Source organism: Maritimimonas sp. 2205BS37-2 (assembly GCF_056591755.1).
This window is the reverse complement of record NZ_JBWQOI010000003.1, coordinates 191,228-209,856: the sequence shown is the minus strand read 5'-3', so window position 1 is coordinate 209,856 and position 18,629 is coordinate 191,228. Positions and strand designations below refer to the sequence as shown.

Sequence of the window (18,629 nt, the reverse complement as noted above, 5' to 3'; positions counted from 1 at the left end):
GGCGCGAATATATAAAATTATTCTTTTGAATGGGAGTCAATACTAATAGTTACTGGGCCATCATTTAGTAAACTTACTTTCATGTCTGCACCGAAAATACCAGTCCCCACTTCTTTTTGAAGTTCTGATTCTAGTTGTTGAATAAACTTCTTGTAAAGAGGAATGGCTATGTTGGGTTTTGCTGCGTAGATATATGAAGGGCGATTTCCTTTTTTTGTTGAGGCATGTAAAGTAAACTGACTCACAACAATAGCATCTCCATTAACATCTAATAATGATCTATTCATTACTCCATTTTCATCATTGAAAATTCGAAGGTTGGCGATTTTCTTACATAACCAATCAATATCACTTTTAGTATCATTATTTGTAATCCCAACAAGAATTAATAAACCATTCTTAATAGAACTAATCACTTTATTATCTACCGTTACTGAAGCTTGTGAAACTCTTTGAATAACTACGCGCATGTCTTATATATAATTATCAACCCGGTAATTTTCATCTTCACCAGCTAAGATTTGTAAATAACTTCGATATCTAGAATGCGCTATTAAATTTTTCTCTACGGCTTGTTTTATTGCACAGTTTGGCTCATTGGTGTGCAGGCAGTTATTAAATTTACATTGATGTTTTAAATTAAAGATCTCTGGAAAAAAGTCCCCAACTTCATCTTCTTCAAAATCTACTACACCAAAACCTTTAATGCCTGGCGTATCAATTATATATCCATCAAATGGTAATTCAAACATTTCGGCAAATGTAGTTGTGTGCTGACCTTGTTTATGTTGTGATGAAATTTCAGCAGTTTTTAGGTCGAGGTTTGGGGCAATTTTATTTATTAATGTTGATTTACCAACTCCAGAATGCCCAGAAAACATGTTTACACGACCTTTCATAATCTCTTTTAATTTATTAAGATTTATGTCATTAATCGCTGAAACATCCAAACATTCATAGCCAATATTTCTATAAATTTCTTGAAGTTTTTGCTTTTCTTTTAAAAGCTCTTTATCATAAAGGTCCAGTTTATTAAACAATAAGATAGCAGGTATTGAATATGCTTCAGCTGTTGCTAAAAATCGATCAATAAAACTTGTAAATGTTTGAGGTTCTTTTAGTGTTACGAGTAAAAATACCTGATCGATGTTGGCCGCAATAATATGAGTTTGTTTCGATAAATTGACCGATTTACGAATAATATAGTTCTTCCGTTCGTGAATATTAACAATAATAGCGTTGTCATTACCTTTTTCTAAATCGATATCAACAATATCTCCAACGGTAACTGGGTTTGTACTTTTAATTCCGCTCATGCGGAATTTTCCCCGAATTCTACATTTAAAGATTTGATCTTCCTTTGTTCTTACAGTGTACCAACTCCCGGTTGATTTAGTTACAACTCCCTTCATGTTATGCTTCTGCTACTTTAGCTATGGCTAAAGTAACTTATTTTTTAGTTTGGATAATAGAAAATCCGTTTCAAATGATGTGAAACGGATTCATAAAAATTCTAATTTTTACTGCTTACTTGTCCGAACTAAGTGTGCTGTAATTTTTTGCATAATCTAACATCTGCTCTTCAAACGAAGCTGGCTGAACTATTTTTATAGCTGTTATCTCACCTGCCTCATTAGTTTCTGGAACTAGTACAGGATTTACAAACCCGCTATATGGAGCTGATTTAAACTTGCTATTCCGTTCTAAAACTTCTTTATGGATGTCTTGATTAACTTTTACACCATAAGTTTCAACCAAAGCTTGTGCTGCTTCATAGTCTCCTTCTGATTTTATACGTTGTGTTTCTTTTAAAAGTTGCCCGAACAACTCACGTAATTTCACATAATCAATAATGTTAAAATACGTTTTACCTTCTTTATTTACTTTTTCAATAACACCATTTTCTTTACCTTTTTCAAAGACCCAAGCCGAAATCCATTGCCTGTTTCGCATATGCGCTTCTTCTACATCTGTTCCTGGTTCTAAACGTATTAATTGAGTCATTAATCCATTTCTTATGTAACCATCGTAAGCAGCTTTACCGGTAGCTTCCCAGTCTTTTACCAAACCTAATTCTTGAAGTTTAGGATCCATTAAATAATAAAGACCAATTAAATCTGCACGTCCTTCCTCTAATGTAGAGGCATAACTTTTTAAAGTTTCTTTTGGAGTACCAATTCCCTCATTAATTTGCCCGCTTGCATGACCTACAACCTCGTGCAAAGCAGTATGTAATTTATCAGCCAGTTGACCATACTCTTTTTCTAATTCAATTTCTTCTGCGTCATGGGCAAATTCTTTTAACCTACCAGAGCCTCCTGCATTGTTATATGAGTTTATAATATTTCCTAAAGAAACTGATTTTGACCCATGTTGCTGACGAATCCAATTATTATTAGGAAGGTTCACTCCAATTGGCGTACTAGGAGAAGCATCTCCTGCCTCACCAGCTACATTTACAGTTTTATAAGATACTCCAACTACACTGTCTTTTTTATGTGCAGGATCTAAAGGTGCATTGTCTTCAAACCACTGTGCGTTTTCAGATAGCACGGCCATTTTCTTAGACATATCAAAATCTTTTATTTCTACAATTGTTTCATAAGATCCTTTATATCCTTTAGGGTCGTTATATACTTCAATAAATCCATTGATCCAGTCTATATTACCATCTGTTGATTCTACCCATGCAATGGCATAATCATCCCAAGTTTTAAGATCACCAGTTTTATAGTATTCAATCAAAAGTCCTAGAGCCTTAGCTTGTTTATCATTTTCAGCAACTTCTTTAGCTTTTTCTAACCAGTAAATAATTTTATCTATGGCAGCTCCATAGAGTCCTCCAGATTTGTATACTTTTTCTACAAGCTTTCCATTCTCTCTCACTAGCTTCGTATTTAGTCCTTTTTCTATCGGTTTATCTTTAGCTACAGCAACGGCGTTATAATAGGCATCAACTTCTTCTTCGGTAATATCGGGGCCATAAAAATTAATGGCAGATTCTAATACGATATCTGCATCTTTAGATAAATTAACTTTCTTTTTATCTTGATCGTTAAAGATAACCTCTAAAGCATCTTCTGTTAAGGTCGTGTTTGTTTCCTTTAATAATTGATTTAAATATTCTTTAGAGAAGTCGGGTTTGATTTTATCATTCGAATAATGATGATGAATTCCATTGGAAAACCATACACGCTTAAGATATGTTTCGAAAGCCTTCCAATCATCTATACTTTTATCACCATTATAATTTGTGTAAATATTTTCTAAAGCATGTCTTATAGCCAAGTTGTGACGATAATTCTGTGCCCACATGATATCACGACCAGCTAATCCGGCTTGCGTCAAATAGTAAACAAGCTTTTGTTCTTTTAAAGTAAGTTCATCAAAACCTGGTATTTGATACCGCAATATTTTAAGGTCTGCGAATTGATCTACAACATAGTCAAAAGATTCCTTTTTTTCATTTTGAGTCTCAACAGGTTCTTTTTTTGAACATGACCACAATAGGCTTATTATAAGAACACTGCTAAAAAAATATTTGATTTTCATTTGTTAAAGTTTAATTTAAAGAGTGTCAAATTTACTTAAAAAATTAACTTAAATAGCTATATTTGTTGGAATTACTAACCCAAAACAATCAAAATGAAAATTTTAAAATATTTACTTTTAGTATTACTTATTGTCGTTATTGGTGGTGCTATCTACTTAGCAACTTTAGATGGTAATTTTGAGGTGCAACGCTCTAAAGTAATTAAAGCACCTATTGATATGGTATTTAATAAGGTGAACGATTATAAGACATGGGAAAGCTGGTCGCCATGGCTTTATAAAGACCCAACAACTAAGTTAACTTTTGGAGATATAACTTCGGGTACAGGAGCTACCTATAATTGGGACAGTAGTAACGACGATGTTGGAGCTGGAAGTATGGAAACTTTAGAAGCAATAGCTAATGAATCGATTGACCAAAAAATTAGCTTCACCAAGCCCTGGGAATCTGAATCTGACATATATTGGAAATTTAAACCTGCTGAAGGAGGCGGAACAGAAGTAACTTGGGGTATGAAAGGTGAATTCCCGTTTATGCAACGTTTTATTGCAGCCAAAATGGATGAGATGGTAGGACCTGATTATGAAAAAGGGCTGTCTAAATTAGATAGTGTTATTCAATTAGATCTAGAAAAGTATAGTGTTAAAGTTGATGGAGAAACTATGCATAGCGGAGGTTATTATATTTATAATACAACTTCGTGCAAAATTGATGAACTAGAAGCTAAGATGGAAGAAATGATGCCAAAGATTTCAGAATATGTAAAAAAGAATAATATTAAAATGGCTGGAGCACCTTTTAGCTTATATCATAAGTATGACGAAGAGAATAATGCAGTCATTTTTTCATGCGCTGCTCCGGTAACCGATAGAGTGATCACCGATAATAGCAGTGGTTTACAAACTGGAATGTTAAAACCTTTTAAAGCAATTAAAACAACGCTTACTGGCGATTACAATAACTTAAAAGAAGCTTGGGAAACAGCTTATAAATATTTAGCTGATAATAGTTTAGAGCAAGTAGCTGGCGGCGCTGCTTTAGAAGTATATAAAAATGGCCCATTGACTAATACAAATCCAGCTGAATGGGAAACAGAAATTTATATACCGATAAAATAAAGTTATTCTTTGGGCTCTAGAATTATTAGGTTTTTTAGCTAATTTTTGGTTAAAGAATTATAGTAACTTGTAATGGTGAGTAGATCTTCTTCTGAAGTTATTTTTAATTTGTTTTCTTTTATATAAGCTTTAATAAGATCTTCTTTTTCTTTAAATAGAGCGAAGAAACTTTTTTTCTTATTAGGAATTTTATAGACCAAGTTGTTAAGCTTTATATAGTAACTATCTTTTACCCTTCTATACGATGAAGGTTCTGCTTGTACTAAAGAGACGTTTTGCTTATTACCACCTTTTATGAAAATTACTTGTTCTTTCTTGAGTAAGGTAGCAGCTTCGTTATCATTATCAGATAAAATGACAAAGTAGTTTATTTGATATTCAGAAACATATGCTCTATATAATTTTTCTAGTAACTTAACATAAAAAGAGTTTGATTCTTTTTTGAGTCTATAAAAATCAACACTGTCTTCTATAGCAGAAATTTCCATTTCATCAGTATAAGCATTGTATAGAATAAAAGCGGTACCAATAAGATTCATTTCAAGGTCATAAAGCTTGCCTAGTGGGATATTATTTCTAACACCTGAAAAATTTTCTATATAGGGAGATCCTTGTACATCTTCATAGGTTTCCAATATTTTAAATTTTGATTTTAATAAACTTTGCGGAATATGATCATTGGTTATTTTTTCTGTATTTGAGTTTTTGGTATGATTCCCATTGGTAGATTGTGCACACATTAATGGTATACACGCAGTCAATATTAGAAAAACGAGATATTTTTTCATGACTTACAAGGTTGGCTAGACTAATTTAGCTCGATGCAAATATCAATTTAGTTAATGTACTGTTAAAAAGACTGTTAATATTTTTGTTTTGTTACAAAAAATAGAAGTTCTAGTTTTAAACTTCATGGTATCTAAAACAATCTGTGGTATGATCATTTACCATACCGGTTGCTTGCATATGAGCATAAATTACCGTTGAGCCAACAAATTTAAAACCTCGTTTTTTTAGATCTTTAGAAATTATATCAGATAATTCTGTTGTAGCGGGCACTTCTGAGGCATTTTTAAATTCATTTCTTATAGGTTTCCCTTTGGTGAATTTCCAGATGTATTTAGAAAAAGAACCAAAGTCTTCTTGTATTTTTATAAAGGTTTGAGCGTTGGATATAGTGGCTTTAATTTTTAATTTATTTCTAATAATGCCAGCATCTTGCAGTAAAGATTCATATTTAGAATTATCATATTCAGCAATTTTTTTATAATCGAAATTGTCAAATGCCCTTCTGAAATTTTCTCTTTTACGTAATATGGTTATCCAACTTAATCCGGCTTGAAAAGTTTCAAGAATTAAAAATTCAAATAAGGTGTCATCATCATAAACAGGAACTCCCCATTCATTATCATGATATTCAATGTATAATGGATCATTACCACACCAGGTACATCTTTTTTTAGGCATCAGAAATAATTTTGCTCTAAAATAACATTTTTGCAGCTAAAAATTCATTTATCTTTAAAACATGAATTTAAGTTATTGGGAGCAAAAATCTTGGTTTTCTAACGTTGATTTTACAATAGTGGGAAGTGGTATTGTTGGCTTAAGTTGTTCTTTATACCTAAAAGAAAAATACCCTAATGCAAAAGTTTTGGTTCTAGAAAAAGGAATGTTACCACAAGGAGCAAGTACGAAGAATGCTGGATTTGCCTGCTTTGGCAGTCTATCTGAACTTATTGAAGACTTAGAACACCATTCAGAACAAGATGTTTTTGATTTGGTTGAAAAACGTTGGGATGGATTGCAATTATTGCGCAAGAATCTTGGAGATACTGCAATTGATTTTAAGCAATATGGGGGATATGAGTTATTTGTCGATGAACAACTTTATGAAAATTGTGTCGTAATGAATAACAAGATAAATAAACTTCTGAAACCAATATTTAAAAAGGATGTCTTTTCGTTTAGAGAAAATACATTTGGGTTTGAGAATATTGTAGCCAGATATTCTTATAATATGTTTGAAGGCCAGATAGATACGGGGAAAATGATGGAGGCACTTCTTTATAAAGTGCAAAACACGGGGATTAAAATTCTCAATAATATAACTGTGCAAAGTTTTAATGATTCAAATTTGAGTGTAGCCATTAAAACCAATAAGAATGAGTTTGCCAGTAGTAAACTCTTTATCACCACAAACGGTTTTGCCCATCAATTATTTCCTCAAAATGTTAGACCAGCCAGAGCACAAGTGCTTATTACTAAACCGATAGAGAATTTACATATAAAAGGAACATTTCATTTAGATAAAGGTTATTACTATTTTAGAAATATAGATGATAGAATACTGTTTGGAGGTGGAAGAAACCTTGATTTTAAAGCAGAAGAGACTTCTGATTTTGGGCAAACAGAATTAGTTCAAAATAAGCTTAAAGAGCTGTTAAAAGAAACAATCTTGCCAGATAAACATTTTGAAATTGATGCTACATGGAGCGGGATTATGGGAGTTGGAGATCATAAAAAACCTATAGTTAAGCGAATAAGTAATAATACATTTTGTGGTGTACGTCTTGGAGGTATGGGTGTAGCTATTGGCAGTACAGTTGGTAGAGAATTGGCAGAATTAATGTAAATAGTGTAACCATTCTATTAGTTGCCAATCTAAAAGAGAATTTACAAAGATTGAAATGAAATACAAATACCGTCGTCAAAATATAAAGTTATATATAGTTGAGCTATGAGATCTATACTAATATTCATGTTTCTTTTCTTCAATGTGTCTGCAACTATAGCACAGCAAAATATTGATCAAGCTACTATAAACTTTAAGATTAAAAATATTGGAATGTATGTAAAAGGTACATTTAATGAAAGTACTGTAAAGGGTATTATTACTATTAATGATCTTGAGAATAGTTTTATTAATGTAACAATACCAGTAAATACAATCAATACGGGAATTGCTAAAAGGGATAAACATTTATTAGAAGAAGATTATTTTGATGCTGTAAATCATTCTACTATTCGGTTTACTTCATATAAAATTGAAAAAATGGCTCATAATAGTTATCGAGTACATGGAAAACTTACAATAAAAGATGTAACAAAAAGAGTAATAATACCATTAAATCTTACCGAAGAAGAAGAAGGCTATGCTGTGGTATCAAATTTTACCATAAGTAGAAAGGCATACGACGTAGGAGGAAGGAGTTGGGTCTTATCAGATAAAGTTAAAGCTGAAGTGAATTTTATAATAAAAAAATGAAGCCTCAATCATGAAAGTAGACATAATAATTATTGGCGGAGGCTTGGCTGGATTAACCAATGCTATTTATCTTTCGCGAAATGGATTGTCTGTAGTGCTTTTAGAGAAAAATCAATATCCAAACCACAAAGTTTGTGGTGAGTATGTTTCAAACGAGGTATTGCCATTTTTGAATTCAATTTATTTTGACCCTTTTCAATTGGGGGCAAAAAAAATAGATAAGATAATATTAAGTTCAAAAACAGGAAAAACAATTAGTGCTCATTTATCAATGGGAGGCTTTAGTATAAGTCGATATACATTAGATGAGGCACTAGCTAAAATGACCATAGGTGCGGGAACAACCATTTTGCATGATACAGTTTTAGATGTAAGTTTTAATAATGATGAATTTCAGGTTATTTTAAAAGAAGGGATGCTTTTTAAGGCGAAAATTATAATTGGTGCTTACGGAAAACGTACTCAATTAGATAAAAAACTAAATAGAAAGTTTATTTCGACAAGTTCACCATATTTAGCAGTTAAAGCACATTATAAAAAGGACTTTCAAGAAAATGTGGTGGCGCTACATAACTTCGAAGGCGGTTATTGCGGGTTATCTAAAGTAGAAAATGAATACGTTAATGCATGCTATATTGCTGATTATGCTTCATTTAAAAAGTACAAAAACATCGAGGATTTCCAGAAAAAAGTACTTTATAAAAATCCATACCTTAAAACATTTTTTGAAGAAGCCGTTCCAGTTTTTAAAAAACCATTAACGATAAGCCAAATATCTTTTTCAACAAAAAATTTAATAGAAGACCATGTACTTATGTGTGGAGATAGTGCTGGTTTAATTCATCCACTTTGTGGAAACGGAATGAGCATGGCAATTCAAAGTGCACAACTACTTTCTTCATTAATTTATGAGTTCTTTTCTGGTGAGATTACTTCAAGATCAGAGTTAGAAAGAAATTACCAAAAAGCGTGGAGCAAAGAATTTAAATCTCGGTTAAGAACAGGAAAAATATTGGCTTCATTATTTAGGCTTGATCACCTTTCACCATTGCTGATTTCTGGATTAAGTCTATTACCAGGAGCTTTATCAACAATTATAGAGAAAACACACGGAAAACCATTAACTACAACATGAGTATATTTATTAATACTACATATAGAAGTACTAATGAAGAGTTAATGGATGATCTATCATTGCAAGGAGAACAACTTCGTGATACACTAGATAAAATAGCCTTAATAAATAAGCGATTAGGGGGGAATAGTATAACGCTAAATGGAATCAAAAAAGTTTTAAAAAACAACCACGAAAGCGAAGTGCGTATCATTGATTTGGGGTGTGGCAATGGAGATATGCTTCGAGAAATAGCAAAGTATGGTAGGGTTTCTGGCCGTAAGTTTAATTTGAAAGGTATTGATGCCAATAAGTTTACGGTAGAGTATGCTAAAAATCTCTCTAAAGAATTTTCGGAAATTAAATTTTACAAATTTGATGTATTTGGTGATGAATTTAAAGCACTTGAATATGATATTGTTTTAGCGACACTATTTTTACATCACTTCAATGAAAACCAAATAACAAATTTGTTAAATGAATTGAGTTCTAAAGCCAAATTTGGGATTGTAATAAACGATTTACATCGTCATAAGCTGGCGTATTACCTGTTTAAAATATTGAGTTTAACCATGAAAAATTCTATGGTTACGCACGATGGATTATTATCTATTTTAAAAGGATTTAAGAAAAATGAATTGGAAATTATATCAAAGAAGATTAATAAGAAAAGCAGTATCGAATGGAAATGGGCTTTTCGATATCAATGGATAATTCAGAGTTGATATGAGTGTAAAAATACTTTCTGTAGCCAAACAATTACCTCAGTATACAAAAAGTACTGAAGAAATATTGCCATTTGTAAAAACTTGGTTGACTGGTCAAGAGAAACGTTTTCAGCGTAAAGCAATGAAGATATTTGAAAATGCAGGTGTTGATAGACGCTATTCTATGTTAAATGCAGAGGCGGTTTTTTTAAACACGTCATTCGCAGAAAAGAATTCAATTTATGCAAAAGAGTCTGTGGAATTGGCCGAAGAATCTTTTAAAAAGGTGCTAGAAAAGACAAAACTTAAGGCTACAGATATAGATTATATTATTACAGTAAGTTGTACTGGTATTATGATTCCTTCTTTAGATGCATATTTAATTAATAAGCTGCAAATGAAGCAAGATGTTGTTCGATTACCGGTAACGGAAATGGGATGTGCCGCTGGCGTCTCAGGGATGATTTATGCAAAGAATTTTTTAAAAGCAAATCCGAATAAACGAGCTGTTGTAATAGCTGTAGAATCGCCCATGGCTACTTTTCAGGTGAATGATTTTTCAATGGTAAATATTGTTAGCGCTGCTATTTTCGGCGATGGAGCTGCAAGTGTTATTTTATCTTCTTATGAAGAAGATGAAGGTATAAAAGTAATAGATGAGGCCATGTACCATTTCTACAATGCTGAACATATGATGGGTTTTAAATTGGTAGAATCGGGTTTACAGATGATTCTTGATCAATCAGTACCAGATACAATCGCTAAACATTTCCCTAAAATTGTACATCCTTTTTTAGAAAGGAATAACTGTACAATTGAAGATGTTGATCACTTAATCTTTCATCCTGGAGGAAAAAAAATAGTACAGACCGTTGAAGACTTATTTGGTGTTTTAGGGAAGAGTATAAAAGATACCAAAGAGGTGCTCAGGTTGTATGGCAATATGTCTAGTGTAACAATTTTATATGTATTAGAACGATTTTTAGATAAGAAATTACCCAAAGGAGATAAAGGATTATTATTAAGTTTTGGACCTGGTTTTTCAGCACAACGTATATTAGTAGAATGGTAAGAGAATTTCAAAATAAAAACTATTGGGCGGTAATTCTGGGTGGTTCAAGTGGGTTGGGTTTAGCAACTGCTAAGAAATTGGCAAAACATGGAATGAATATTTGTATTGTTCATCGAAATCGTAGAACTGAAATGGTTAGCATAGAAGAAGAATTTTCTGAAATCAGAAACCAAAAAATCGAGTTGGTAACCTTTAATGACAATGCATTTAAAGAAGAAATTAGAACAAATTTAATTACAGAACTCATAGAAAAAATGGGCACTAATCATAAAGTAAGAGTTCTGGTACACAGCGTAGCTAAAGGGAATTTAAAACCAATGGTTTCTGATGAAAGGGCTAGTTTAAAAAATGATGACTTTCATTTAACCATTGACGCCATGGCTGTTAGTTTGTACGACTGGACCAAAGCATTGTTTGATGAAAAATTGTTTGCCGAAGACGCACGAATTATAAGTTTTACCAGCGAAGGCAATAAGAAAGCCTGGAAAAATTATGCAGCTGTCTCAGCTGCTAAAACAACTTTAGAAGCCATTACAAGAAATATAGCGTTGGAGTTTGCCTCTTTCGGAATTAGGGCAAATTGTATTCAAGCGGGTGTAACTGATACAGCTTCGTTAAGAGCTATTCCGGGAAGCGAACAGATTAAAGAACATTCATTATTACGTAATCCGTTTAAGCGATTAACGTTACCAGAAGACATAGCCAATGTAGTTTATTTATTGAGCAAAGACGAAGCTTCTTGGATTAATGGAGGTATCATACCCGTTGATGGAGGAGAACATATAAGTTAAAAATGACTGGAAAGGAAATTATAGCGTTGTTACCATATCAAGAACCATTTTTATTTGTAGATGAATTAAATATGGTTTCTGAAGACGGAGTTGAGGGCACATATACCTTCAAAGAAAGTGCATATTTCTATAAAGGACATTTTAAAAACAATCCTATTACTCCAGGTGTTATTTTAACCGAAACCATGGCGCAAATTGGAGTGGTCTGCTTAGGGATTTATCTTTTAAAAGAGCATATAGCAGCTTCTGGATTTCCGAAAATAGCACTCACATCAAATAGTATTGATTTTTATTTGCCAGTATACCCTGGTGAAAAAGTAACAGTCATTTCTAAAAAAGAATACTTTCGGTTTAATAAACTCAAATGTAACGTACAATTATTTAATGAGCAGAAGAAATTGGTTTGCAAAGGTGTAATTGCTGGAATGATTAAGTTTTAATTATGAATAGAGTTGTTATTACAGGGCTGGGAGTTGTTGCGCCAAATGCGGTTGGTAAAGAAAGCTTCACCAAGGCGATTAAACAAGGGCAGTCTGGAATTCAATTTTACCAAGAGCTTAAAGACCTGAACTTTTCATGTTGCATTGGAGGAATTCCTAATGTAACAAAGGAAATGAAACAGCATTATTTTTCAGACCTCCAATTACGAAATTTTAATGCTTCGGGGATAACTTATGGCTGTATTGCGGGCATTGATGCATGGAAAGACGCAGGCCTAGATTCCAATGATGAAGTTGATTTTGATAGTGGTATTGTATTTGGCGCTGGAACATCTGGAGTTGAAAAATTTAGAGAGTCTGTGTATAAACTAGATGAAGGGAACGTTCGAAGACTAGGGAGTACTGTTGTTGCGCAAACCATGGCTAGCGGTGTGAGTGCCTATTTGGGAGGGATGCTCGGTTTAGGAAATCAGGTTACTACCAATTCTTCCGCCTGCTCAACCGGAACGGAAGCTATATTAATGGGGTTTGAGCGTATACGGGCAGGTAAAGCAAAACGAATGTTAGTAGGCAGTGCTAATGGACATGGGCCATATGTTTGGGGCGCTTTTGATGCTATGCGCGTAATGACTTATAAACATAATGATGAACCGATACGAGGCTCCAGACCTATGAGTGCCAACGCTTCTGGGTTTGTACCAGGTAGTGGAGCGGGAGCTTTGGTTTTAGAATCATTGGAAAGCGCACAAAAGCGTGGTGCAATAATTTATGCTGAAATATTAGGCGGTGCTGTTAATTCAGGAGGGCAACGAAATGGAGGTACTATGACCGCTCCAAATTCCAAAGCAGTTCAAAATTGTTTAAAAGAAGCAATTAAATTTGCTGGGATTCACCCAAGTGAGATTGATCTTATTAATGGTCATCTAACAGCAACGGCTAAAGATCCTACAGAAATAGAAAATTGGACTTTGGCCTTGAATAGACAGGGAACGGATTTTCCATTTATTCAGTCGTTAAAGTCAATGATTGGGCACTGTTTAGCCGCTGCAGGGTCTATAGAAAGTGTGGCATCAATTATTCAATTAAAAGAAGGGTTTATTTTTCCAACTATAAATTGTGAGGATATACATCCTGATATAATTCCAAAAATTGACATTGCTAAAATGTCTAAGCAACTAATGAAAAAAGAATTAAATGTTATTGCCAAGGCGAGCTTTGGTTTTGGTGATGTGAATGCTTGTGTGATCTTTAAAAAATATCCAACTATATAAATGAGAATCTAAATTAAAATATATGACCAAAGAAGAAATGATATCCTCTTTAAAAGAGATCGTTAAGCCCTATGTTCAAGATGAATCCGCTTTTGAAACCCTTAATGAAGAAACAGATTTTATCAACGACCTAAAAATCAATTCTGCCAATCTAGTAGATGTGGTTTTAGATGTTGAAGATAAATTTGACATTGAAATCGATAATGAGTCAATGGAGAAAATGCTAAATGTAAAAGCCGCCATAGATATTATTTCAACTAAGCTAAATACCAGATGATAGGTAATGACATTGTAGATTTACAGTACGCCTCCGAACAAAACAATTGGCAACGTAAAGGATTTTTAAATAAGATTTTTACTGAATCTGAGCAACTCTATATTTTTAAGTCTAATAATCCTTTTCAAATGGTTTGGTTGTTATGGAGCATGAAGGAGAGTGTTTATAAAATTTATGTGCAACAAAATTCAACACGGTTTTTTAATCCAAAAAAACTAAGGTGTACTCTTAAAGAAAATAATAGAGGAATGGTTAGCATTAATAATAAAAGCTTTCAAACAAAGTCGCAACCAACTACAGATTATATACATACAATTGCTTTATCTAATATAGATAAGACTGTAAACTGTCATTATTTTCAAGTAAATAATAACGATTACCATACACAACATATCGAAGCAACTAGAAAATTACTTAACGAAATTTCTGAATTTAAAAACATACTAGTTTCTAGATTAGAAATCAAAAAAGATAAACTAGGAGTTCCAAAGGTATATCATGGAAACACCAAATTAGATTGTGAGATTTCTATTTCACATCATGGTAAGTATGCATCATATGCTATTTTAAATTGATCTATATGCGTGAATTTTCAAACTATATCAAATTAAAATTTAACGTAGATAGAAAAATGATTGTTGTTTATATTATCGTCTATTTGACCTGCGGATTTTTAATGGATAAGGTTGGAGAAGTAGCAGAAATTGCGCGATTTACATACTGGTGGCAGGTTATAACGGTTTATGTATTGTATATGATACCCGTTTCCTTACTCTTGCGAGGTTTACCATTTCATATGCAATATGCCTATGGGTTGATCGCCATGGGATTGTTGGAGTTTGGAGGATATGCATTAGAAAGCTCACATGCTTATCCAGATAACATGCTTGACAAACTATTTAATATTAGAAACTTTAGCTTAGGAATGGCCTTATTTTTCGCGCTCTACTTTCCGTTGGGAAATCTGCTAGTAGAGAAAATTTATAACGCAGTTTTTAAATAATAACTTGTTAGAATGACTTCAATAAAAGAACAGTTATATAATGCTTGTATTGAGTTTGTACAAACAAAAGAAAAAGCAATTCTTAATACCATTAAATCGCATCAAGATGCCTTAAGTTCTGAAACGAAAAGTAGCGCTGGCGATAAGCATGAAACGGGGCGAGCCATGTTGCAATTAGAAATGGAAAAAGCAAGCCAACAACTTGAAGTTGTTTATACCATGAAGAGCGTTTTAAAGCGAATAAAAATTGCTGATAGCTCTGATAAAGCAAAGTTAGGCAGTCTCATAATTACCGATCAAGGCACTTATTTTTTAGCAATAAGCGCGGGTGAATTTAAAATAAATGAAGAATCATACTTTGTTGTTTCTACAGGTTCTCCTATTGGAAAATTGTTGCTTGGCAAAAAAGTGGAAGAAACTTTAACATTTCATAAACAATTTGTTATAAAGGAGATATACTAGTAATCATTAACTTTAGGCGCTTTAACTTAAAAAGATTATGAAAAATCCCCTTCTAGCCAGTATCTTATTGCTTTTTTTGCTTGTACCTACCGCACACTCTCAAAAACGTAAAAAGAAAAAGAAATCAACTCAAATTACAAATTCCGTAAAGCCAAAGCCAAAAAATGGGATAAAGAAATATAATGAGGTTATAACTAAAGAGGCGAAAACCGATAACGGATTATTTAATGTTCATAAAGTTGATAAAACCTATTATTATGAAATACCCTTTTCAAAACTAAAAAAAGAACTGCTATGGGTTAGTAGAGTTTCTAAAATACCTACAGGACTAGGCGGAGGTTATTTTAATGCAGGAACTAAAACCAATGAACAAGTTGTGCATTGGGAGCGTTTTCAAGATAAAATACTTCTAAAAGTAAGGTCATATGCCAATGTAGCCGATAGTACAAAAGCGATAAGCGAATCTGTTAATGTTAATAATTATGAACCTACTTTATTTGCTTTTGATATAAAAGCTTTTAATAACGACTCTACCGCTGTGGTAATTGATGTTACTAAATTATTCTCTACAGATGTTCTTGCGATAAGCGGATTGCCTAGTTTTCTAAGGAAACGCTATAAAGTAAAGCGTTTAGATGCTTCAAGAAGCTTTATAAATAGTATTAAAAGCTTTCCTGAAAATATTGAGGTGAAACAAGATTTTACATATACTGCTTCAGAGCCACCATCTTCAGCAGCTACAGGCGCTATTAGCCTTCAAATGAATCAATCAATGATCTTATTACCCGAGGTTCCTATGCAACCAAGGCTGTATGATCCTAGAGTAGGATTCTTTACTGTAAGTCAATATGATTTTGGTAGTGAAGCGTTAAAAGCTGATAGAAAAACTTATATCCGTCGTTGGCGATTAGAACCTAAAGACCCAGCTGCATATGCAAGAGGAGAATTGGTGGAGCCCGTGAAACCGATAGTTTATTATCTAGACCCAGGCACTCCAGAAAAGCTTAGAAAATTTATAAAACAAGGAATTGAAGATTGGCAGAAGCCTTTTGAATCAGCTGGTTTTAAAAATGCTATTATCGCAAAAGATGCTCCTTCGCCAGAAGAAGACCCTGAGTTTAGCCCTGAGGATATTCGGTATTCGGTAGTTCGATATGTGGCAAGCACTACGCGAAATGCAATTGGCCCGAGTGTTTCCGACCCAAGAAGTGGAGAAATTATCGAAAGTGATATTATATGGTATCATAATCATTTGAGAAGCTATCGTAATCGATATTTGCTAGAAACCGGAGCGGCGAATGCAAGTGCAAGAACGTTAGATACGCCCGAAGAAGAAATTGGGGAAATGATGCGGATGGTTATTGCACATGAAGTAGGGCACGCTTTAGGGTATCCTCATAATATGGCTGCAAGTTATGCCTATGCTGTAGATTCTTTAAGAAGCGGAGCGTTTACTCAAAAGTATGGATTGGCATCGAGTATCATGGATTATACGCGCTATAATTACGTTGCACAGCCAGGAGATGAAAACATTCGTTTTATTCGTCAGATAGGCCCATATGATCATTATGTGACTAATTGGGGATACAGATATTTACCTGAGATAAATTCAGCAGACGACGAAAAGGCAATATTAGACAAATGGATAGTAGAAAAAGCAAGTGATCCAAGATTTAAATTTGGAAGACAGTCGAGTAGATTTGATCCACAATCACAAACAGAATGTGTTGGAGATGATCCAATAAAAGCAAGTGATTATGGGCTTAAAAACCTTAAAATAGTTGCACAAAACCTTCCTAAATGGACTTCTGATGTTACGAATAATTATCAAGATCTGGAGGAGTTATATGGCGAATTGCTAGGTGTTTATAGTAGGTATATTGGTCATGTACTCACAAATATTGGTGGTGTTTATGAGAATATCAAAATGCCAAATCAAGAAGGAGTAATCTATACACATCAAGATAGAAATACGCAAAGGTCTTCCATGCAGTGGCTTCAAAAAAATATTTTTGATACTCCATCTTGGCTAATTGATAAATCGATTCTTAAGAATATCGATCATGCAGGTTATTTTGAGAGGCTAAGAAGAGTACAAGCAAGACATCTTAATTCGCTTTTAAGTTTTGATAGAATAGGGAGGCTTATTGATGCCGAAACTGTAAATTCTTCTTATTACAGTGCTCTAGATATGTTAAGAGATCTTAGAAACGGTGTTTTTAAGGAGGCAAATACACGAAGAAATGTTGATATTTATAGAAGAAACTTACAACGAACTTATGTTGATAGAATGGGGTATCTATTAACCGAGAAAACTCCGCAACCTAGAAGAAACAGGCCGGGGTTTGAAGGTGTGATATCGTATAACGTAAATACATCTGATATAAGAGCATTAGTGCGCGGTGAATTATCACTTCTAAGATCTAAATTAAGATCTGCAAGAAGCGGTGCAAATACAATTACACGATATCATTATGATGATATGATTGCACGTATTGATAACTTACTGGATCCTAAATAATATGAAAGCCTTACAGATGTTGAGGGTTTTTTAGGCACTTCGGTTTACCTTAAAAAAAACTGTTGTGCCATCTTTGATAGTAGTATCGTGTTTTGCAAAAATGCTTTTATCATTAAAAACTAATTGTATCAAATAATGGTCACCTTTAAAATATGACCGTTTAACAATAGCACTTAACGAAGAAGTTTTTGCTATTTGAACTTGATGAGGATAAGCAAAAATCAAAGTATCATTTTTAGTATCACTTATTTCAGAAAGTTGAAATTCGCTAAACTCATCAAAGAAAGAAGCTATTAATTTATTTTCAGGATTGAGGTACAGATACTCTGGATCGTTATGTGCAATGGTTTGACCTTTGTCTAAAACGAGCATGGAATTTGCAAAACCTAGCACATCGTTTTTATCATGTGTAGCTACAATACAGGTAATTTTCTTTTCTTTTAAGAATTGAAATAAACTACGTCTTAAAGATTGACGTTTTAGATTATCAATATGGCTAAAAGGTTCATCTAACAATAAAATTTCGGGTTGTTTTGCCAATGATTTAGCGATGGCCACACGTTGCTTTTGTCCACCACTTAAATATCGTACATGAGTGTTAGATACGTCTTGTAATTCTACTACTTCCAGTAGCTCATTAATGCGTTGTTGTTTTTTTTCAGGATATAGATTCGATAGAAAATTGCCAATATTTTTTTCAACAGAAGTATAGGGCATCAAATCAAATTCTTGAGCCACATGCTTCATAAAATCTGGGCCGGTAATTAGATTAAACTTGGGGCCTAAAATTTTTTTATCATTCCAGCTAATGAAACCACTATGGAGATCATATTCTCCATAAAGTAGTCTAAGTAGTGTCGTTTTCCCCGATCCGCTTTCACCAACAATTGCAAGATTTTCACCTTTATTAACAGAAAATGAAATATTATTGAGTACTTGTTGTTTTTGGTAACCAAATGATATGTTCTGCACGTTTAGCATAAGCGGCAAAAATAACATAAAAAAACCGCTTGAATTCCAAGCGGTTTTTTT

Annotated in this window: 20 protein-coding genes; 14 read left to right on the top strand and 6 right to left on the bottom strand. The window is 33.3% G+C overall.

What is annotated here, in order from left to right:
• Positions 1–17: 17 nt before the first annotated feature.
• The 3 genes from dtd to AC1EUU_RS13930 form a co-directional block, all read right to left on the bottom strand.
• Positions 18–470 (bottom strand): D-aminoacyl-tRNA deacylase, encoded by a 453-nt coding sequence (gene dtd, locus AC1EUU_RS13940; protein ID WP_480202054.1) that lies wholly within the window; start codon positions 468–470, stop codon positions 18–20.
• A gap of 3 nt (positions 471–473) precedes the next feature.
• A complete protein-coding gene (gene rsgA, locus AC1EUU_RS13935; protein WP_480202053.1) occupies positions 474–1,412 on the bottom strand; it encodes a ribosome small subunit-dependent GTPase A in 939 nt (312 codons plus the stop codon).
• Between the two features lie 115 nt (positions 1,413–1,527).
• Positions 1,528–3,552, bottom strand: a complete 2,025-nt coding sequence (locus tag AC1EUU_RS13930; protein WP_480202052.1) for a dipeptidyl-peptidase 3 family protein — start codon at positions 3,550–3,552, stop codon at positions 1,528–1,530.
• Positions 3,553–3,645: 93 nt separating this feature from the next.
• On the opposite strand from AC1EUU_RS13930, the gene AC1EUU_RS13925 reads away from it, so the two are divergent.
• Positions 3,646–4,671: an SRPBCC family protein gene (locus tag AC1EUU_RS13925; protein WP_480202051.1), complete on the top strand. Its 1,026-nt coding sequence runs from the start codon at positions 3,646–3,648 to the stop codon at positions 4,669–4,671.
• A gap of 38 nt (positions 4,672–4,709) precedes the next feature.
• Here AC1EUU_RS13925 and AC1EUU_RS13920 read toward each other — a convergent pair whose 3' ends face one another.
• The gene (locus AC1EUU_RS13920) at positions 4,710–5,459 is read right to left on the bottom strand and encodes a hypothetical protein (protein ID WP_480202050.1); all 750 of its coding nucleotides are present in this window, start codon (positions 5,457–5,459) and stop codon (positions 4,710–4,712) included.
• 115 nt (positions 5,460–5,574) lie between these two features.
• Positions 5,575–6,138 carry a DNA-3-methyladenine glycosylase I gene (locus tag AC1EUU_RS13915; RefSeq protein ID WP_480202049.1) on the bottom strand — a complete coding sequence of 188 codons (564 nt, stop codon included), beginning with the start codon at positions 6,136–6,138 and terminating at the stop codon, positions 5,575–5,577.
• 61 nt (positions 6,139–6,199) lie between these two features.
• On the opposite strand from AC1EUU_RS13915, the gene AC1EUU_RS13910 reads away from it, so the two are divergent.
• From AC1EUU_RS13910 to AC1EUU_RS13850, 13 genes are all read left to right on the top strand, one after another.
• Entirely contained in the window at positions 6,200–7,306 is a 1,107-nt protein-coding gene (locus tag AC1EUU_RS13910; RefSeq protein ID WP_480202048.1) for an NAD(P)/FAD-dependent oxidoreductase, read from the top strand.
• 105 nt (positions 7,307–7,411) lie between these two features.
• Positions 7,412–7,939 carry a YceI family protein gene (locus tag AC1EUU_RS13905; RefSeq protein ID WP_480202047.1) on the top strand — a complete coding sequence of 176 codons (528 nt, stop codon included), beginning with the start codon at positions 7,412–7,414 and terminating at the stop codon, positions 7,937–7,939.
• Positions 7,940–7,949: 10 nt separating this feature from the next.
• Positions 7,950–9,074, top strand: coding sequence for an NAD(P)/FAD-dependent oxidoreductase (locus AC1EUU_RS13900; protein WP_480202046.1), 1,125 nt, complete (start codon positions 7,950–7,952; stop codon positions 9,072–9,074).
• Entirely contained in the window at positions 9,071–9,778 is a 708-nt protein-coding gene (locus tag AC1EUU_RS13895) for a methyltransferase domain-containing protein (protein ID WP_480202045.1), read from the top strand. The genes AC1EUU_RS13900 and AC1EUU_RS13895 overlap by 4 nt, the downstream gene beginning before the upstream one ends.
• Before the next feature lies 1 nt (position 9,779).
• Complete coding sequence (locus AC1EUU_RS13890; RefSeq protein WP_480202044.1) at positions 9,780–10,832, top strand: type III polyketide synthase; 1,053 nt, start codon at positions 9,780–9,782, stop codon at positions 10,830–10,832.
• Positions 10,826–11,623 (top strand): SDR family oxidoreductase, encoded by a 798-nt coding sequence (locus AC1EUU_RS13885; protein ID WP_480202043.1) that lies wholly within the window; start codon positions 10,826–10,828, stop codon positions 11,621–11,623. The genes AC1EUU_RS13890 and AC1EUU_RS13885 overlap by 7 nt, the downstream gene beginning before the upstream one ends.
• A 2-nt stretch (positions 11,624–11,625) precedes the next feature.
• Positions 11,626–12,063: a 3-hydroxyacyl-ACP dehydratase FabZ family protein gene (locus AC1EUU_RS13880; RefSeq protein ID WP_480202042.1), complete on the top strand. Its 438-nt coding sequence runs from the start codon at positions 11,626–11,628 to the stop codon at positions 12,061–12,063.
• Positions 12,063–13,334 (top strand): beta-ketoacyl-[acyl-carrier-protein] synthase family protein, encoded by a 1,272-nt coding sequence (locus AC1EUU_RS13875; RefSeq protein ID WP_480202335.1) that lies wholly within the window; start codon positions 12,063–12,065, stop codon positions 13,332–13,334. The genes AC1EUU_RS13880 and AC1EUU_RS13875 overlap by 1 nt, the downstream gene beginning before the upstream one ends.
• 22 nt (positions 13,335–13,356) lie before the next feature.
• Complete coding sequence (locus tag AC1EUU_RS13870) at positions 13,357–13,611, top strand: acyl carrier protein (RefSeq protein WP_480202041.1); 255 nt, start codon at positions 13,357–13,359, stop codon at positions 13,609–13,611.
• Positions 13,608–14,186, top strand: coding sequence for a 4'-phosphopantetheinyl transferase family protein (locus AC1EUU_RS13865; protein ID WP_480202040.1), 579 nt, complete (start codon positions 13,608–13,610; stop codon positions 14,184–14,186). Before AC1EUU_RS13870 ends, AC1EUU_RS13865 begins: the two co-directional genes overlap by 4 nt.
• Before the next feature lie 5 nt (positions 14,187–14,191).
• Positions 14,192–14,614: a hypothetical protein gene (locus tag AC1EUU_RS13860; RefSeq protein WP_480202039.1), complete on the top strand. Its 423-nt coding sequence runs from the start codon at positions 14,192–14,194 to the stop codon at positions 14,612–14,614.
• 12 nt (positions 14,615–14,626) lie between these two features.
• Entirely contained in the window at positions 14,627–15,076 is a 450-nt protein-coding gene (locus AC1EUU_RS13855) for a 3-oxoacyl-ACP synthase (RefSeq protein WP_480202038.1), read from the top strand.
• 37 nt (positions 15,077–15,113) lie between these two features.
• Complete coding sequence (locus AC1EUU_RS13850; RefSeq protein WP_480202037.1) at positions 15,114–17,597, top strand: zinc-dependent metalloprotease; 2,484 nt, start codon at positions 15,114–15,116, stop codon at positions 17,595–17,597.
• A gap of 30 nt (positions 17,598–17,627) precedes the next feature.
• Here the strand turns inward: AC1EUU_RS13850 and AC1EUU_RS13845 are convergent, their stop codons facing one another.
• Entirely contained in the window at positions 17,628–18,578 is a 951-nt protein-coding gene (locus AC1EUU_RS13845; RefSeq protein WP_480202036.1) for an ABC transporter ATP-binding protein, read from the bottom strand.
• Positions 18,579–18,629 lie beyond the last annotated feature (51 nt).

Coding starts and splice junctions, on each gene's coding strand:
- AC1EUU_RS13880 (WP_480202042.1), top strand. CDS start 11,626: ATGACTGGAAAGGAAATTATAGCGTTGTTACCATATCAAGAACCATTT.
- AC1EUU_RS13890 (WP_480202044.1), top strand. CDS start 9,780: ATGAGTGTAAAAATACTTTCTGTAGCCAAACAATTACCTCAGTATACA.
- AC1EUU_RS13870 (WP_480202041.1), top strand. CDS start 13,357: ATGACCAAAGAAGAAATGATATCCTCTTTAAAAGAGATCGTTAAGCCC.
- AC1EUU_RS13905 (WP_480202047.1), top strand. CDS start 7,412: ATGAGATCTATACTAATATTCATGTTTCTTTTCTTCAATGTGTCTGCA.
- AC1EUU_RS13845 (WP_480202036.1), bottom strand. CDS start 18,578: ATGCTAAACGTGCAGAACATATCATTTGGTTACCAAAAACAACAAGTA.
- AC1EUU_RS13920 (WP_480202050.1), bottom strand. CDS start 5,459: ATGAAAAAATATCTCGTTTTTCTAATATTGACTGCGTGTATACCATTA.
- AC1EUU_RS13900 (WP_480202046.1), top strand. CDS start 7,950: ATGAAAGTAGACATAATAATTATTGGCGGAGGCTTGGCTGGATTAACC.
- AC1EUU_RS13925 (WP_480202051.1), top strand. CDS start 3,646: ATGAAAATTTTAAAATATTTACTTTTAGTATTACTTATTGTCGTTATT.
- AC1EUU_RS13910 (WP_480202048.1), top strand. CDS start 6,200: ATGAATTTAAGTTATTGGGAGCAAAAATCTTGGTTTTCTAACGTTGAT.
- AC1EUU_RS13915 (WP_480202049.1), bottom strand. CDS start 6,138: ATGCCTAAAAAAAGATGTACCTGGTGTGGTAATGATCCATTATACATT.
- AC1EUU_RS13930 (WP_480202052.1), bottom strand. CDS start 3,552: ATGAAAATCAAATATTTTTTTAGCAGTGTTCTTATAATAAGCCTATTG.
- AC1EUU_RS13860 (WP_480202039.1), top strand. CDS start 14,192: ATGCGTGAATTTTCAAACTATATCAAATTAAAATTTAACGTAGATAGA.
- dtd (WP_480202054.1), bottom strand. CDS start 470: ATGCGCGTAGTTATTCAAAGAGTTTCACAAGCTTCAGTAACGGTAGAT.
- AC1EUU_RS13850 (WP_480202037.1), top strand. CDS start 15,114: ATGAAAAATCCCCTTCTAGCCAGTATCTTATTGCTTTTTTTGCTTGTA.
- AC1EUU_RS13885 (WP_480202043.1), top strand. CDS start 10,826: ATGGTAAGAGAATTTCAAAATAAAAACTATTGGGCGGTAATTCTGGGT.
- rsgA (WP_480202053.1), bottom strand. CDS start 1,412: ATGAAGGGAGTTGTAACTAAATCAACCGGGAGTTGGTACACTGTAAGA.
- AC1EUU_RS13865 (WP_480202040.1), top strand. CDS start 13,608: ATGATAGGTAATGACATTGTAGATTTACAGTACGCCTCCGAACAAAAC.
- AC1EUU_RS13895 (WP_480202045.1), top strand. CDS start 9,071: ATGAGTATATTTATTAATACTACATATAGAAGTACTAATGAAGAGTTA.
- AC1EUU_RS13855 (WP_480202038.1), top strand. CDS start 14,627: ATGACTTCAATAAAAGAACAGTTATATAATGCTTGTATTGAGTTTGTA.